Origin of the sequence: Neisseria sicca 4320 (genome assembly GCF_000193735.1) — a bacterium.
GTDB classification, from domain to species: Bacteria; Pseudomonadota; Gammaproteobacteria; order Burkholderiales; family Neisseriaceae; genus Neisseria; species Neisseria sicca_E.
The window spans coordinates 83,660-98,754 of sequence record NZ_AEPF01000113.1 but is presented as its reverse complement, the minus strand read 5'-3'; the positions used below and the strand labels follow the sequence as shown (position 1 = coordinate 98,754).

Annotated in this window: 10 protein-coding genes, 1 tRNA gene and 1 pseudogene; 4 read left to right on the top strand and 8 right to left on the bottom strand. The window is 51.0% G+C overall.

Annotated elements, in window-relative coordinates; genetic code table 11:
- Positions 1 to 47 precede the first annotated feature (47 nt).
- Positions 48 to 287, top strand: coding sequence for a putative hemolysin (locus NSCA4_RS0110240; protein WP_016688038.1), 240 nt, complete (start codon positions 48 to 50; stop codon positions 285 to 287).
- A gap of 88 nt (positions 288 to 375) precedes the next feature.
- Here NSCA4_RS0110240 and NSCA4_RS13105 read toward each other — a convergent pair.
- The 8 genes and pseudogenes from NSCA4_RS13105 to NSCA4_RS0110200 all read right to left on the bottom strand — a co-directional run bounded on the left by NSCA4_RS13105 (position 376) and on the right by NSCA4_RS0110200 (position 11,593).
- Positions 376 to 3,137: pseudogene (locus NSCA4_RS13105) on the bottom strand (TonB-dependent receptor domain-containing protein).
- 604 nt (positions 3,138 to 3,741) lie between these two features.
- Positions 3,742 to 6,960, bottom strand: a complete 3,219-nt coding sequence (gene recC / locus NSCA4_RS0110230) for an exodeoxyribonuclease V subunit gamma (RefSeq protein ID WP_029609727.1) — start codon at positions 6,958 to 6,960, stop codon at positions 3,742 to 3,744.
- Positions 6,961 to 7,180: 220 nt separating this feature from the next.
- On the bottom strand, positions 7,181 to 9,022 hold the full coding sequence (locus NSCA4_RS0110225; protein WP_029609726.1) for a PglL family O-oligosaccharyltransferase: 1,842 nt from the start codon (positions 9,020 to 9,022) through the stop codon (positions 7,181 to 7,183).
- On the bottom strand, positions 9,022 to 9,381 hold the full coding sequence (locus tag NSCA4_RS0110220) for a DUF2069 domain-containing protein (RefSeq protein ID WP_016688035.1): 360 nt from the start codon (positions 9,379 to 9,381) through the stop codon (positions 9,022 to 9,024). The genes NSCA4_RS0110225 and NSCA4_RS0110220 overlap by 1 nt, the downstream gene beginning before the upstream one ends.
- A 135-nt stretch (positions 9,382 to 9,516) precedes the next feature.
- The gene (gene nfsB / locus NSCA4_RS0110215; RefSeq protein WP_016688034.1) at positions 9,517 to 10,167 is read right to left on the bottom strand and encodes an oxygen-insensitive NAD(P)H nitroreductase; all 651 of its coding nucleotides are present in this window, start codon (positions 10,165 to 10,167) and stop codon (positions 9,517 to 9,519) included.
- A gap of 171 nt (positions 10,168 to 10,338) precedes the next feature.
- Positions 10,339 to 10,414, bottom strand: a tRNA-Asn gene (locus NSCA4_RS0110210).
- Positions 10,415 to 10,525: 111 nt separating this feature from the next.
- Complete coding sequence (locus tag NSCA4_RS0110205; RefSeq protein WP_016688033.1) at positions 10,526 to 11,020, bottom strand: hypothetical protein; 495 nt, start codon at positions 11,018 to 11,020, stop codon at positions 10,526 to 10,528.
- A gap of 99 nt (positions 11,021 to 11,119) precedes the next feature.
- Positions 11,120 to 11,593 carry a hemerythrin domain-containing protein gene (locus NSCA4_RS0110200; protein ID WP_016688032.1) on the bottom strand — a complete coding sequence of 158 codons (474 nt, stop codon included), beginning with the start codon at positions 11,591 to 11,593 and terminating at the stop codon, positions 11,120 to 11,122.
- Positions 11,594 to 11,827: 234 nt separating this feature from the next.
- Between NSCA4_RS0110200 and cysT the strand changes: the two genes are divergently transcribed.
- The 3 genes from cysT (at position 11,828) to NSCA4_RS0110185 (ending at position 15,072) form a co-directional block, all read left to right on the top strand.
- Entirely contained in the window at positions 11,828 to 12,664 is an 837-nt protein-coding gene (gene cysT / locus NSCA4_RS0110195) for a sulfate ABC transporter permease subunit CysT (protein ID WP_016688031.1), read from the top strand.
- Positions 12,665 to 13,141: 477 nt separating this feature from the next.
- On the top strand, positions 13,142 to 14,002 hold the full coding sequence (cysW, locus tag NSCA4_RS0110190) for a sulfate ABC transporter permease subunit CysW (protein ID WP_016688030.1): 861 nt from the start codon (positions 13,142 to 13,144) through the stop codon (positions 14,000 to 14,002).
- The gene (locus tag NSCA4_RS0110185) at positions 13,999 to 15,072 is read left to right on the top strand and encodes a sulfate/molybdate ABC transporter ATP-binding protein (RefSeq protein WP_016688029.1); all 1,074 of its coding nucleotides are present in this window, start codon (positions 13,999 to 14,001) and stop codon (positions 15,070 to 15,072) included. The genes cysW and NSCA4_RS0110185 overlap by 4 nt, the downstream gene beginning before the upstream one ends.
- The last annotated feature ends 23 nt before the right edge of the window (positions 15,073 to 15,095 follow it).

Genomic DNA, 15,095 nt, shown 5'->3' with positions numbered 1-15,095 from the left:
CCGAGTATCCAATCAATAGAGATATTTGGATAGTAAAAGGAAAACATATGATTAAGCCGATTATTTTGAGCCTCGCGGCTGCAACTACTTTGGCAGCTTGCAATACTCTTGAGACAGAAAGTGTACCGATGACCGGTATGTCCAATCCGGCTTCAGAATTTTGTGTGAAGCAGGGCGGTAAGTTGGAAATCAAAAAAGACAAGGATGGCGGAGAGTATGGAATGTGCCATCTGCCTGACGGTACCGTTGTGGAAGAGTGGGCGTATTTCCGTCAACACAACAAATAAGTTACAAGAGTTAAAAAGGTCGTCTGAAACACATTTTTTCAGACGACCTTTTTAGTCAGCACAGTACTAAGAATGCTGATGGATAGGTTTAGAACTTATAACTGATGGTAAAGAGCAAAGTCCTGCCACGCGCATAGTTATTCAGAACGGAGCGTGTCGTGCCGCCATATTTGCCATTGCATAAACCGTTGGCATCACATTCGACTTCTTCGTCATCTAAACCGCCTTTTCTTTCAAATACGCTGAAATAGCGCTGAGTTGCGGCATCGTTTGCGGCATCCAAAAGATCGATATAGCGCTTATTGAACGCATTTTGAATGTCGAAACGAAGGATAAGGTTTTTCTTCGGTTCGTAATTGGCATAGAAATCAAAAATCAGCGGCTGTCTGTTGATGCTTTCTGTTTTTTTGATCGCCCTTCTGCCCATTTGGTGTGAAGAGTAGGTGTTGGCACCGGTTGTACCGTCAACAAATTCTTCCTCAGTCGTCGCACGTGTACTTTTGCCGTAATAGCGCATAATGCCGCCGATGGTCAATTTGTTGCCTAACCAGCGGGAACCCAATTCAAACCGCCCGTAATCTCGGGGCAAGCGGGAAATTTTGCTTAAGCCGTAACCTTGTTTGATTTGGTCTTCTTTAGAAGAATTACGGGGCGATTCGCTGGCATCGCTATAATTGGTCGGCTGGTTGGTTTTTTGATATGCGTAAGACAGGGTTGAAAAAAAGCGGCCGAAATCATAGTTCATTTCCACTTCCAAACCATTTTTATGGACAGGTTTGGCATAGTTTCGATGCTGGAGAGAGTATTGCAGGCCGGTACTGGTTACCCAGCTGGGTGCTTTATCCAAATCCCACCATTTGCCATAAACATTGTGAATATAGTTGTTTATTCTGCTGCGATAGGCGACCAGTTTGAAACCCAATACATCATCCGGCTTGAAAATCCCTTTTTTGAAGGTATTGAAGCCTATTTGGTAAGTATTGGCCTGTTCCGGCTTAAGGGCGGTATTGACGCCCGAGTCGCCGATTTGTGAAAAATACATTTCTTGAATATTTGGCATTCTATGTATGCGCGAATAGCTGATAAACGGCATAAAGTAGTCGTTGGCATTGATGTTTAATGCCACCGAATGGTTTACCGCATGCTTTTTACCGGATTTGGTATAAACCGGTTCGTAAAGGTCGCAGCTTGGCGTGCAATGCTGTTTATAAATTTCAGAATCTTCTCCAAATGCTTTTTTAAAGTCTTCTTGGGTATTGAAGTAGTCGGTATATTCGCCTTTGTAGCGGTAGTTGACCATATTGGTGCTGTAATTCAATTGATAAATGCCTTTTTCAAGGAAGTATCAAAATAGAACGTATTGAATTTTTGCTGGCCTGAAGGTTGTAATATGGTTGATTTTTGAGGAAATATTCCTTTGTCGCCTTTGAAGCGGCCTAAAAAGCTGTACAGGCCGGCATCTTGATCGGGACCGTCGTAAAACAGGCTCAGCTCTTCCGGAAAGCGGTTTTTACTGTATTGGTTTTTAAAGAAATTGAAACCGACGGTGGCATTTAAATCTGTTTTGTTGGGAAGGTTGAAAGAGAAGCGGTTGTTGATATCCAAAAGATTGGCTGTGTTTTTGGTTTCCAAATAATCCAGCAGTCCCCATCCTGAAAAACGTGAATTTTTCGGATATTTTTGTTTTCCCAGATTATGGGCGGCCAATACGTTTAAATCGACATAATCGCCAATGTTTAAATTGTAATTGGCTTGGTAGTTGCGATTTTCTACTTTGCGGCTGCCGATACGGTTGTTCATGGTACGAAGCTGAAGATCCAGCTTGTTGTTGTCGTTTTCGTATTCTACTTTGACCAAATGACTGTTTGAGCGTTGTTGCAGGCTGGTAGGGTCGATAGGTGTCAGATCCCATTGCGGTGCCAAATTCTCTTTCCAGCTTCTTTCCAAATCATCTACATAATCTCTTTGCAAAACCTCAGGATCGTTATATTTTTTGGAGAAAGGGTATTCCCAATAGCTTTTACCGACTGCGTTGCGCTTGGAAAAGTCGCGAACCCAACGATTTTGCCCTTGGTCGAATTTTAATAAGTTGCTTTCAAAATATTCTTGTTTTTTACGGTCCAAATATTCTTCGCCAAAATTGCCGATACGCTGACCGCCGCCGCCTACTTTATAGTTTTGCTCGACATTACGGTGGCTGTAACCATATAACGCGCCAAGGCGTGCACCGCTGTCAAACCATTTTTGTACCGCTCCGGTTGCCATAAAATTGCTTTTGGTGCTGTTTGTGCCGGTCAATCCTTTGGTTAAAAGGCCGAAGGTATGGTTTCCGTGTACCACATCGTCCACCCGTAAAGTACGGAAATTGGCTGTACCGGATAAGGTATTGATGCCGCTGGCACCCGAGAAACTGCCTTTGGTTACATCCACACCGGCAATAAAATTGGGATCCAGTGCCGTACCGAATTGCGAAGAGCTGCCGCTGCGTCCGGCATCGGCGGAAGTGGAATAGAAGGTTTGGGTTACGCCGTCAACCATCGTATTGACGCGTCCCAAACCGCTATCGCCACGGATATTGACCGCCAATACCCCCGATCCCTTGTCTTGTTGGGTGAAGACGCCGGGCATACTCCGCACGATGGCATCGATGTTTTCGCTGGATTGATAAACGCGTTCACGCGAACTTTTGGCTTGGCCTTCGGTAAAAACTTTTTTCTCTTTGGCAATGTATTTACCTTTGACTTGAATTTCATCAAGCTCTTGAGTTGAAACCTCGTCTTCTGCGTGTGCGATACTTGTTATAGCCAGTAAAGATAATGTCAGTAGGTTTAATTTGAAATTCGGATTCATAATAGTTACCTCAGAAACGAAGTACGTTACTTTATAACATATTATTAAACTTTACAAATATTTTGATAATGAATTTCATTTATTAAAGAATAAAGCAGATTCTTGTTTTAGGAGATAACTCAAACGCATATGATGAATATGGCTGAAAAGATAAAGCGGGTCTGAATTTGAATTTGATTAGCAGGGAAGAGGGAAGATTTAATTGGATTTAAACAGATGAAAGAAGAAAATTTGATTGTAATATGTGAATTGGGCCGTCGGTTTAAAATGAAACCGGCAAAAAACGTGAAATGCAAAATATAAAGTCAATATAGAAAGGTTTGAATTCAGTTGAAGCAAAGGCCGATCTTTGCAAAATTCTTCTTTCGCTGACAGCCGAATCCAAACATGGGTTTTCGGTTGCTGGGGAAAAGGGATTTTTTGCAAAGGTTTCGGTTGTATTTCGGCAACTGTTTTTGAAACATCTGCCTTTTCGAATTTCCAATGGATTCCAGTTTGGTGAATGACGGCGGAAGTGAGGGTTTTAAAAACAGGTTTACCAGGGAAGAGGTCGTCTGAAACGATTAATTCACGTTTTCAGACGACCTCTTCCGATTTGCGGCCTCTATGCCGCATCGGACGATTCTTCCTTGACCGCGCCCAGCAGCGGTATCAACAACTCTTCCACCAATCTTTGGAACAACGCCCCTTCCACCGGCTCGGTGTCTTCGTTGCAGAACACTAGGGCGACTTCGGTATAGTCTTTTTGCCCTTTGCTGACTTTGTTGCCGTGATAGCTTTCCTTGGCTTTGTTCAAGGCATCTTCCCAGTTCTGTTTTTTGTCGTAGGCTTCGGCGGCGGCGAGGCTGGTTTTGGCGAAGAAAGGCAGCGGGCGCGTTTGTCCGAGGTTGAAGAACGTCAACCATTTTTGCAGCATTTCTTGCGCTTGGCTGCTAGGAATTTCGGGATAAGGCGTTGTTTCTTCAGGCTGAACGATATAAGTTTGACGGGTTTCGGTTTCAGACGACCCTACCGCAGACCCTACCGCGCAAAAGATTAAATGTTCGAGCAGGAGGGCGATACGTTGCGGGGCGTTGGGTTTGCGGTCGAGGTAGAACACTTGACCGCATTGGTACAGGTTGCCGAAGCTGCCTTGCAGGATTTGCCCGTCGAACCGGATTTCGTAGGCGAAGGGCGGCAGTTTGGGGCTTTGCAGCAATTCGCCGTCTATGCGTTTGGCGGCGGCTTGGAAATTCTGCTGCCACAATTTACCCAATTCACCGGCGGGCAACAGGCTTTCGGCGTCGAGGCGGACGGCGGTTTCTTGAAAGTCTTGGTTGTGGCGGCGGGCGTCGAGGTAGGCGGCGGCGATTTTGTCGGCGCGTTGCGGCTCGAAGGGTTCGGCGGATTCCCATGCTTCGTCGCGGTAGGGTTCGCGCCAGCCGAGGGTTTGTTGCAGCCATGCTTTGACGGGATTTTTCCAGAAGCGGATAAAGTCGTCCTGCCAGACGGTCAGTGCGGGGCTGTTTTCTTCGAGGGCCTCGCTGAAAAACGGACGCGCCTGTTCGCGCGGGCGGTTGAGGGCTTCGGCGTAGTCTTGCCGCGTACTGAAGAGGTCGTCTGAAATGTTATCTGCGATGAAATAGCGGTGGGAGAACGGTTGCAGGGGATGTTGCTCGACCCAGTGTTCCGCCAGTTCTTTGCTGCGCCGTCCGATCATGGCGGCGATGGTGTCGATGAGTTCGCTGACGAGGGCGGACGGGGCGAGTTCGTCGTCGTTGCGGATGCTGCGGCCAACGTAGGAGAGATAAAGGATGTCGCGCGCACTGATGATGGCTTCGAGGAAGAGGTAGCGGTCGTCGTCGCGGCGGGCGCGGTCGCCTTTTTGCGGGTGTTTGGCAATCAGGTCGAATACTGCGGCTTTGGTATTGCGCGGGAAATCGCCGTCGTTCAGCCCCAACAGGCAGATGACTTTAAACGGCAGGCTCCTCATCGGCACCATGCTGCAAAAGGTGATGCCGCCGCGCAGGAAGCCCGCTTGGCTTTCGCTGCCTAAGAAGCGGCGGATGTGGCGGATGACCGTGTGTTGCGGCAAAGTGCCGCGAAAGCCTGCCAACGCGGTTTCTTCCTGCCATTTTGCCAACGCCTGCTCAAACTGCTGCAAGGCGTATTGGTCGTCGGCGTCGGGCAGGAATAACGACTGCACCAAATCGCGGCAGCGTTCCGTCCATTCCTCCGCCGCTGCGGGTTTGCGCCACTCGGCGGCGAGACGCGACAGCGTGCGGATGAAGGCGGCAAAGCGGCCGAACTCATCGAGGCGGTTGACATCGCCGTGCCACGCGCTAACGTTTTGCCAGAGCGGGCTGCCGTCGTCGGGCAGCATCCAACCCAATACGATGCGTTCCAACGCCTGCTGCCAAGTGAACAGATTGTCCGCCGCGCCGCGCATCGTTCCGTCCAACCCCCAATGCACGTTCAACTCGGCAATGGTGTCGTGCAGCAGCGGCAAATCGTCCGCCGTCAGCCCGAAACGGCGCAGCACCAAGCCGCTTTCCAACAGCGGCAGCACTTTATCGACTTCAAACCGGCTTTCCAGCAAATCCAGCGTCTGCTCCAGCGCGTAAAGCAGCGGCTGGCGGCGGCTGAGTTTCACGTCCGACACCGAATACGGCAAAGCCTGCGCCCCACCCTGCGCCTGCCCGAACACCGCTTCGATAAACGGGCTGTACGGTTCGATGTTCGGCGTCAAAACGGCAATATCGTGCGGCTGCCAGTCGGGATGTTCGTGCAGAATCCGCAACAGCTTGTCTTTCAAAATCTGTAATTCGCGCAAGGGGCTGTGTGCCGACACGATACGGACGGAGCCGTCATCCAACAAATCCGCGCGGCTGTGTTCAGACGGCATCCGCAGGTTTTGAATGTCGTTTTGCAGGCAGTGCAGGAGCGTGTCGTCTGAAACCTCTTCAAACACAGGCTGCTCCTCCAAGCCGATTTCCGTCAGAAAATCAAAAAAATCACGCCCCTGCTTGCCGAGCGATGCCAACAGCGGATGCCCCGTCTGCGACAAATCCGCATCGTCGCCGCCCTTCAAAAGCTGCGCCGCCTCAATCACATTGCCCCAATACTGGCCGCTCGGATTGAGCGCGAACACAAACACATCGCAATGTTCCGAAATTTTCTGCAAAAGCTGCAAATACATCGGCGCCATCGTCGAAATGCCGAACACGAAAAACCGCTCGGGTAGGTGCGCCTTATCCAAAGACGACAGCAGTTTTTCCCACAGCGCCACACGGTGCGGCGCGGATTGGTTGCCGTCGTCCAAATACCGCCAAAGCTGCGCCTGCCAGACCTCGTCCTCGCCCAGTTCCAGAAGTTTGCCTTCCTGCCAGGCATCAATCCACTGCGGTCGGTACACCAGATACTGGTCGAAAATATCCGCCAACTGTCCCGCCAACTGATAATCCGCCGACTCGCCGCTGCCCAAATAGCTTTGCAAAACGGCACGGACATTTTCAAATTCAGAGGTCGTCTGAAAGCGCTCGCTGCGGAACAAATCCAAAAGCCGCCAGCGCATCACCTCCGGCGAAAACGGACTGAGCGCGGGAATATCGGGAATCAGCTTCTGCATCAACTGCCACGTCAAACCCGCCGGCAGGCTGAATTGCAAATTCGCCGCCACCCCCAGTTCGCGCGCCAGATACACACTCAAATAACGCCGCATCCCCTGACTCTGCACCACAATCTGTTCCGCCGCCAAAGCAGACTCAAGCGGCCTGACCCTTTGGATTCCGGCAAACAGGGAGGCTAGCGATTCAAGGCGGTTGGACTGGTAGAGGTAGAACATGGCGGGAGTAGGGCGGTGGATAATAAACGGGATTATATAGTGGATTGAAATAGAAAATACCTGCGCGTGAATATCGGTACAGGTATTTTTTTTGGATTGACAGGATATGGGCTTATCGGCTGATGACAGCTGTTTTACCGCATTTGTTTTAGAGATGGAATAGTAACGGAGAGAGATGGGTTTAAGGTCGTCTGAAAATATTTCAGACGACCTTGGTTGTTTACGATGCCGGTATCTCCGCCGCGCAGGGTTTGGCGGTTTTATGTTTCGGAGATTTCAGGAAATTGCGGCAGTCTTCCAAGATTTTGGGTAGAAGCGGTTCGAATTCCTTTCTACTGCGGATTTTGCCGGTGTAAAACGGCATCATATAAGGATAGTAATAATACATGTCTTGCATCCATTGTGCGCCTTCTTTGGTTTTACCTTGACGGTAGAGGTAGAGGCCGACTTGGTAGGCATTGCTGTAAGGGCGGTAGGTGAGTGCGTCGGATGCCGCTTTTTGCGCCCAAGGTTGGACTTTTTCATCGGTAGGGTCGGTACGTCGGGTCAGGCTCAGGTCGGCATAATAGGCCAGCATGGGGCTGGTTTCCGAAATGCGGCGCAGTCCGGAAATTTTGGCATTGATTTGAGACGGGTCGTCGGTTTTAGATTGGCGGCTGTAAGCGGTCAGGTCGGTATAGTTCCATCCAAGGTGCAGCATGCCGCCGATAATGGCCAATGCGGCGATACCGCCTGCCAAATTTCGGCGGCGGGCTTGTTTGATGCCGTCGGATACATCTTCATAATGCACGCTTGAGAGCGAAAGCATCAAGGCGAACGGGGTCAGGAAGTAGATGTACCAAAGCGGGTATTCGAGCATGCTGTGGCACATGGTTACGCTTGCGGCGGTCAGCAGGAACAGGTTGGCGGGATTGGACGGACGGGTAATCAAACGCCAAACGCCCGCCAGCATGGTTCCCGCGCTCAATAATGCGCCTGTCAGCCCCATTTCGGCAAGGATTTGCAGGATAAGGTTGTGGCAGTGGGTGAACAAAACGCCGAGGATGTTATTGGCAAAGTATTGTTTTTCGGCATTTAACAGGAAACTCAGGCTGCCGAAGCTGTTCCAGCCGTGTCCGAGAATTGGGGAGCGGGTAAAGGCGGTCCAGGCATTGCGCCATTCGATTTGGCGCGCAGAACCTTCAAAATCGCTATGGCCGGCGCGTTCTACCGCGGTTTCGTAACGGCTGTTGCCCAGTAACTCAAGTAGCGTCCCCATGCCGAACTGGAAAACCGCAGCCAATACCGCTGCGAAAAAGAAGATTTTGATTAAGCGTGCCGATTCGCGGCCTGCCCGCCAGTACCAAAAAGGCAGAATCAATACGATGGCGATGATATAGCCCAAGATAGTGCGCGAGTTGACCAAACCCAAGACGGCAGTCAGCAGAAATACGCAAACCAATCCCAGCCAGTCGGGCATTTTCCGCGTTGCCCACAAATAAGATGCGGCAAGTACGCCCCACATCAGATAATGGCCCAGATGGTTCCGTTGTCCGAGTTGGCCGTTTACCGTTCCGCCGCCGTGAGCCAATATGCCTTGAAACAGGGAAATGTCCGACCATCCTTTGAACTGCATAAACGCCACGACAGCCTGCGCAGCTGCACCAAAAAACAACGACCATGCGAATACGGTAACAACCCGGTCCTGCCCGTAAGCGGAAATCCAGCCGCGGCAGGCCCAGGCAGAAAGGGCGAGGATGACGAAAGTCCATGCCGCCAAGTCGCTCATCCCCGGATACAGCAAACCCATTGCCCGTGGCTGTATCGCCCAATATGCCGCCATCAGCAACAGTCCGACAGATACATAAGGCAGGCGGATATTGAGCAGGCCTTTATATGCCGAAGCCAAAACTAAAATTGTCGCACCCAAGAGGGAACCGGCTTCAAGGTAGAAGCTCGGCAGCGGGCCTACGCGGTAAATCGACAGGAAAGGGACGGCGCAAACCCAGATAAAACAAATCCATAAAGGCAGCAGGCGGACATTCCATTCATTTTTAAGATGATATGCGGTACGGGCAAACATCATTTCCCCTCTTTTTTGTGTTGTTTGATAAATGCGAGGCAGGCGATAAAGAAAATTATGCAGGAGATAAGCGACAATGCGGCGCACAGACGTTCGGCAGGCGAAGCGTCAAACAAGCGCATGACTGCCTCGGCAAAATAAATCAGAATCAGCATGGAGCTGTATTGATAAGTATAAATACGGCCCTTGAGTATGCCGCCCAGCGGCAGGCATAAAGGCAGGGCTTTGAGGGCAAGCCATGAACCGCCGTCGCGCAAAGGCGCAATCCACAATTCCCAAGACAGGGAAAGCAGGATCAGAAAAATCAGGCTGGCGCATGAGGCAAGATAAGGTAGGGAAAGTTTCGATGATGTATTCACGGGCAGGTCTGAACGGCTTTTAGCCGGATATTGGAACGGGAATTATACCGAAACAAGATGTGATGACGCAAAAAGGTCGTCTGAAACCCTCTATTTGAAGGTTTCAGACGACCTTTTGCCGTTTCATCAGTTTTTTCAGATTTTGGTGAAGATGACTTCGTTTTCAAAACGCGATTTGGGCAGCGCGGCGTTGAAATCGTCTGCGGCACGGTAGCCGAAGGAGACGACAGCGACAGCTTTGTAGCCTTTTTCGGTCAAGCCGAATTCCTCGTTTAAAACCTGCAAATCCACGCCTTCCATCGGCACGGCGTCGATGTCTGATGCGGCTGCAGCGAGCAGGGTGAAGCCCATGTTGAGATAGACTTGTCTGGCGAGCCATTGCTCTTCATCTTGGATTTGGTTGCGGTGGATGCCCAAGAACAGGCGGCGGGTAGAGTCGCCTGCCTGTTTGGCTTCTTCCGTAGCGAAACGCCCGTCTTTGTCTTCTTGCGTCAAGACGGTGGCGACATAATCATCGTCAGCGCAAACGCGGGCGGCGAAGATGACGACGTGAGAAGCATGGGTAATTTTTGGGGCGTTGTAAGGGAGTTTTTCAGTAGCTTTGGCAATGCGCGCTTTGCCGGCTTCGTCATCGGCGATGATGAAGTGCCACGGCTGCATATTGACGCTGGAGGGGCTGTTGCGCAGGGCGGCTTCGATATGGGCGAAGTCTTCGGCTGCGATTTTTTTGGACGGGTCGAAAGACTTGGTGCTGTATCGTTGGCGGACGATTTCGGTAATATTCATGATTTATTGCCTCTTTATAAAAAAAGAAAAACAGATTATAGGAAGGTCGTCTGAAAGGAGCAATCAGGAAAATCTTGATGCTTTATACGATAGGAGGACTTTTATTTTCCACCGATTGAACACAATATATATGCAAAAAAGCCTGAACAAATTGTTCAGGCTTTTTAAATTTGGCTCCCCGACCTGGGCTCGAACCAGGGACCTGCGGATTAACAGTCCGTCGCTCTACCGACTGAGCTATCGGGGAATGGGGCGTATTATATAGCCCTGAAAAAAAGTGTCAACTAAAATTTCAACTGACGAAACGGCAGCATTTCAAATATTTGAATGGTAAGTATATTATTTTGACTTTATTCCATTAATATTTTGCGCTGATCAATTTTCCGTTTTTAAATACCTGCTGCTGCATGACGTTGCCGTTGTAGGCATATACGGTTAATGAACCGTCATACGGCGTGGCGCGGAATTGTAGCAGTCGTTCGCGGGGCAGGGGATAGGGATCGGTGCGTTTCCTGCTGTTGTCGCTGTAGAAATCCTGTACCAGATATTCCTTATTGTGCCTGCTGATTAATTGCCGATAGTAACCACCTTTGACGGGGCTGTCGGCAGGGATGCCCTGCGCGTCAAAGTAAGTAACGATTTGTTCCTCGATAATATCGATGCCGCCGTTGTTTTTAGGGATACGGTTTTCCCTTTTGCTGATGCCGACGGGGATATTGACAGAGGTACCTAATCCGATATGGCTGCCTATACCTGTTCCCAAACCCAGGCCTACCGACATGCGGGGCGAGTCTGCAGTGCAGGCGGTCAGGATGAAGGCGGATAGCGATAACGCGGTGGCAATAGGTTTCATAAAATAATCCTCATGGGTTGAATATCCATATAAAACAATTATATATTATAGAGTGGCATAGGTAGAAAATATCGGCGGCTAGACAGCCGCCGATATTTTTTATGAAGCCAAGATGCGTGGGAAAAGGATTTCGTTTTCCAAGTGGATATGTTCTTCCAAATCGTCCGACAGTTCTTGTGCCAACGCGTACAACCTTTGCTGGTCTTTGTCGGCGTTTTGCGGCGGAGTGAAATGATTGGTCAGGTTTTTCAACTGCGCCAGTGCACGGTCGTGTTCTTCGTGTTCGTGCATCATGACATTGACCGGCATGGCGGCACGGCTGCCCAAGCCTTGTTTTGCCATCGGGAACAACATACGTTCTTCCTTCATCATGTGCATCAGCAGCTCGTTTTGGATGTATTCGAGCAGTTCCGGCAGTTCGGCGGGGAAGCCGTCGGGCGAGGTTGAGGCGATTTTGTGCGCCAAAGGGACAAGCTCTTCAAGTTGTGCGCGGTGGGTATTGTGATAGCGGCTGATGACATGGTCTATCACGGTATTTACGTGGGAAACTTCCCAAACGGTCAAATCGGTCATGGCGGTATTCCTGAATTTAATCGTTTTCAGACGACGTTTAAGGTTTGTGGTAAAGATTGATATTGTATGAATGTATTCGAAGCATACACCCCGCGCGGGCGGATGTACAGTTTTCGGCCTTGTTTCACGCAATACTTATAACCAATTTTTCTTTGCCGGAAACAAACCATTCTTTCCGTTTTTCAGACGACCCCGTTAAAGTGGCAGCATCTTCTTTTTCCCTTCCGAGCGACCATGTTATTACTCAAAACGCCCAGCGTACTGCCCGGCTTCAAAATCAGCCTCGGCCTGACCGTATTGTGCCTGTCGCTTCTGGTGGTTTTGCCGTTTGCGATGATGGCGGCGAAGGCGGCGGAAATCGGCTGGGGCGGCTTTTGGAACACGATTGCCGAGCCGAACGTGTTGGCGGCGGTGTGGCTGAGTTTGCGGATGTCGTTTTATGCGATGCTGACCAATGTCGTGTTCGGCACGCTGGTGGCGTGGGTGTTGGTGCGCTATGAATTTCCGGGCAAGGGGCTGGTGAACGCGCTGGTCGATTTGCCGTTTGCGCTGCCGACGGCGGTTACGGGCATCGCGTTGGCGACCCTGTATGCGCCCAACGGTTGGATAGGCCGTTTTTTTGAGCCTTTGGGCATCAAAATTGCGTTTACGCCCATCGGCATTTGGATTGCGCTGGTCGTCGTCAGCCTGCCTTTTATCGTCCGCGCCGTGCAGCCGGTATTGGAGGAATTGTCGGGCAAATATGAGGAAGCGGCGGCGACTTTGGGCGCAAACCGCTTCACGACGTTCCGCCGCGTGCTGCTGCCGGAAATCACGCCGGCACTCTTAACCGGCGCGGGCATGATGTTCGCACGGGCAACGGGGGAATACGGCTCGGTGATTTTTATCGCGGGCAACATTCCGATGGTTTCCGAAATCCTGCCGCTGATTATTACGGGCAAGTTGGAACAGTTCGACGTACAGGGCGCGTCGGCGGTGGCGTTGTTTATGCTGCTGGTTTCGTTTGTGATTTTGTTTGCGTTGAACGTGATGCAGTGGGCGTTGAGCAGGCGTTTGGGAGCGAAGGGTTGAGGTCGTCTGAAAATGTCGGGCTGATTCTTGAGACTTATGCTTTGACACCCGAAACCAGAAAAACGGAAACACCGGATATTTTGTCGGATTCAAGAATCCGACCTGCCTTAAAAAGGTCATCTGGAATCCCAGTTTCCGTCATTCCCGCGCAGGCGGGAATCCACCGTACGGCAACAGGAAAACAGAAAATCAATCAAGGCAGCCGAACTTCACCAATGGATTCCCGCCTGCGCGGGAATGACGGCAGCTATATGTTTTTATTCCCTTAATCAATTAAAGGTCGTCTGAAAACGAATCCGCTCCCCAAAACACAAAATTTGTAGGTCGGATACTTGTATCCGACAAACATTTGCGATTCAGCAACCTTGTCGGATTCAAGAATCCGACCTACGAAAGATGAAAACAAATCCGATCCACAAAAACGGTTTTTCAGACGACCCCCAAACATCTTAAAACCAACCAGAGAACACCACCGCCATGAAACCTTATTCCATCAATCCCAACCTGACCGAACCGCGCTGGCTGCGCGTGCTGCTGACCGCCATCGCGCTGGGGTTCCTGCTGCTGATGCTGGTCGTACCGCTTGTCGCCGTGTTTTACGAAGCGCTGAAAGGCGGTTGGGATTTGTATCTGCAATCCGTTACCGACCACGAAGCGTGGGCGGCGATCAAGCTCACCCTGATTACCGCTGCGGTGGTCGTTCCCATCAATGCCGTCTTGGGCGTGGCGATGGCGTGGCTGTTGACCCGTTTCGACTTTCGCGGCAAGCAGTTGCTGACCACCCTGCTCGATTTGCCATTTTCCGTATCGCCCGTGGTTGCCGGTTTGATGTTCGTCTTATTGTTCGGCGCACACACGGCGTTGGGCGGCTGGCTGGAAGCGCAAGGCATACAGATTATCTTCGCCATTCCCGGCATTATTCTGGCGACGCTGTTCGTTACCTTTCCCTTTGTCGCGCGCGAAATCATCCCGCTGATGCAGGCGCAGGGCGACAGCGAAGAACAGGCCGCGCTGATACTCGGCGCAAGCGGCTGGCAAATGTTCTGGCGCGTTACCCTGCCCAACATCAAATGGGCGTTGCTCTACGGCATCATCCTCACCAACGCCCGCGCAATGGGCGAGTTCGGCGCGGTCAGCGTAGTATCGGGACACATACGCGGCGAGACCAACACCATCCCGCTTTTGGTCGAAATCTTCTACAACGAATACAACTTCACCGGCGCATTCGCCCTCTCCGGCGTATTGGCACTTTTAGCACTGGCGACGTTGGCGGTGCAGAACATCATCACAAAATTACAAGATAAAAAACTCGCCGCTGCCGAAAGGAACGCAGCATGAGCATCACCATCCAAAACTTAAACAAACACTTCGGCAATTTCCACGCGCTGAAAAATATCAACCTCAACGTCCCCACCGGCAAACTCGTTTCCCTGCTCGGCCCTTCCGGCTGCGGCAAAACCACGCTCCTGCGCATCATCGCCGGACTGGAAAACGCCGACGGCGGCCAAATTCTCTTTGACGGGCAAGACGTAACCGCCAAACACGTCCGCGAACGCAAAGTCGGTTTTGTGTTCCAACACTACGCCCTCTTCCGCCACATGAACGTGTTTGACAACGTCGCCTTCGGTTTGATCGTATTGCCCAAGTCCGAACGCCCGTCCAAAGAACAAATCCGCACCAAAGTCGAAGAATTGCTCAAACTCGTGCAGCTCTCCCACCTCGCCAAATCCTATCCACACCAGCTCTCCGGCGGCCAACGCCAGCGCATCGCCCTCGCCCGCGCCCTCGCCGTCGAACCCAAACTCCTACTCCTGGACGAACCCTTCGGCGCGCTGGATGCCAAAGTGCGTAAAGAATTGCGTACCTGGCTGCGCGACATCCATCACAACCTAGGCGTAACTAGCATTCTGGTGACACACGACCAAGAAGAAGCCCTTGAAGTTTCCGACGAAATCGTCGTCATGAACCACGGCAAAATCGAACAAACCGGCAGCGCCGAAGCCATTTACCGCAAACCCGAAAACGCCTTCGTTACCGAATTTCTCGGCGAAACCGACGCCTTCGAAGGCAGAATCGAAAAAGGCATCTGGCACTACAACGGCTTCGCGTGGAAATTGGATGCACACTACAAATGGCAGGAACAAACCGCCACCGGCTACATCCGCCCGCACGAATGGCAAATCGCCGCCGAACACGAAACCCCGATGATCCGCGCCGAAATCGAGAAAATCCACGCCGTCGGCGCACTGACACATGTTTTGGTGAAACACGGCAAACAGGACGTACACATCACGCTGGCAGGCAGCGACGCGTCAAGGCTGGATTTGTCCGCAGGACGGGAATTGGCATTGGTGCCGAAACAGGTTTATGTGTTTTCGCAAAACGAGTTGATTGAATATTCGATTTGATGGAGGGAATAACGAAAGGTCGT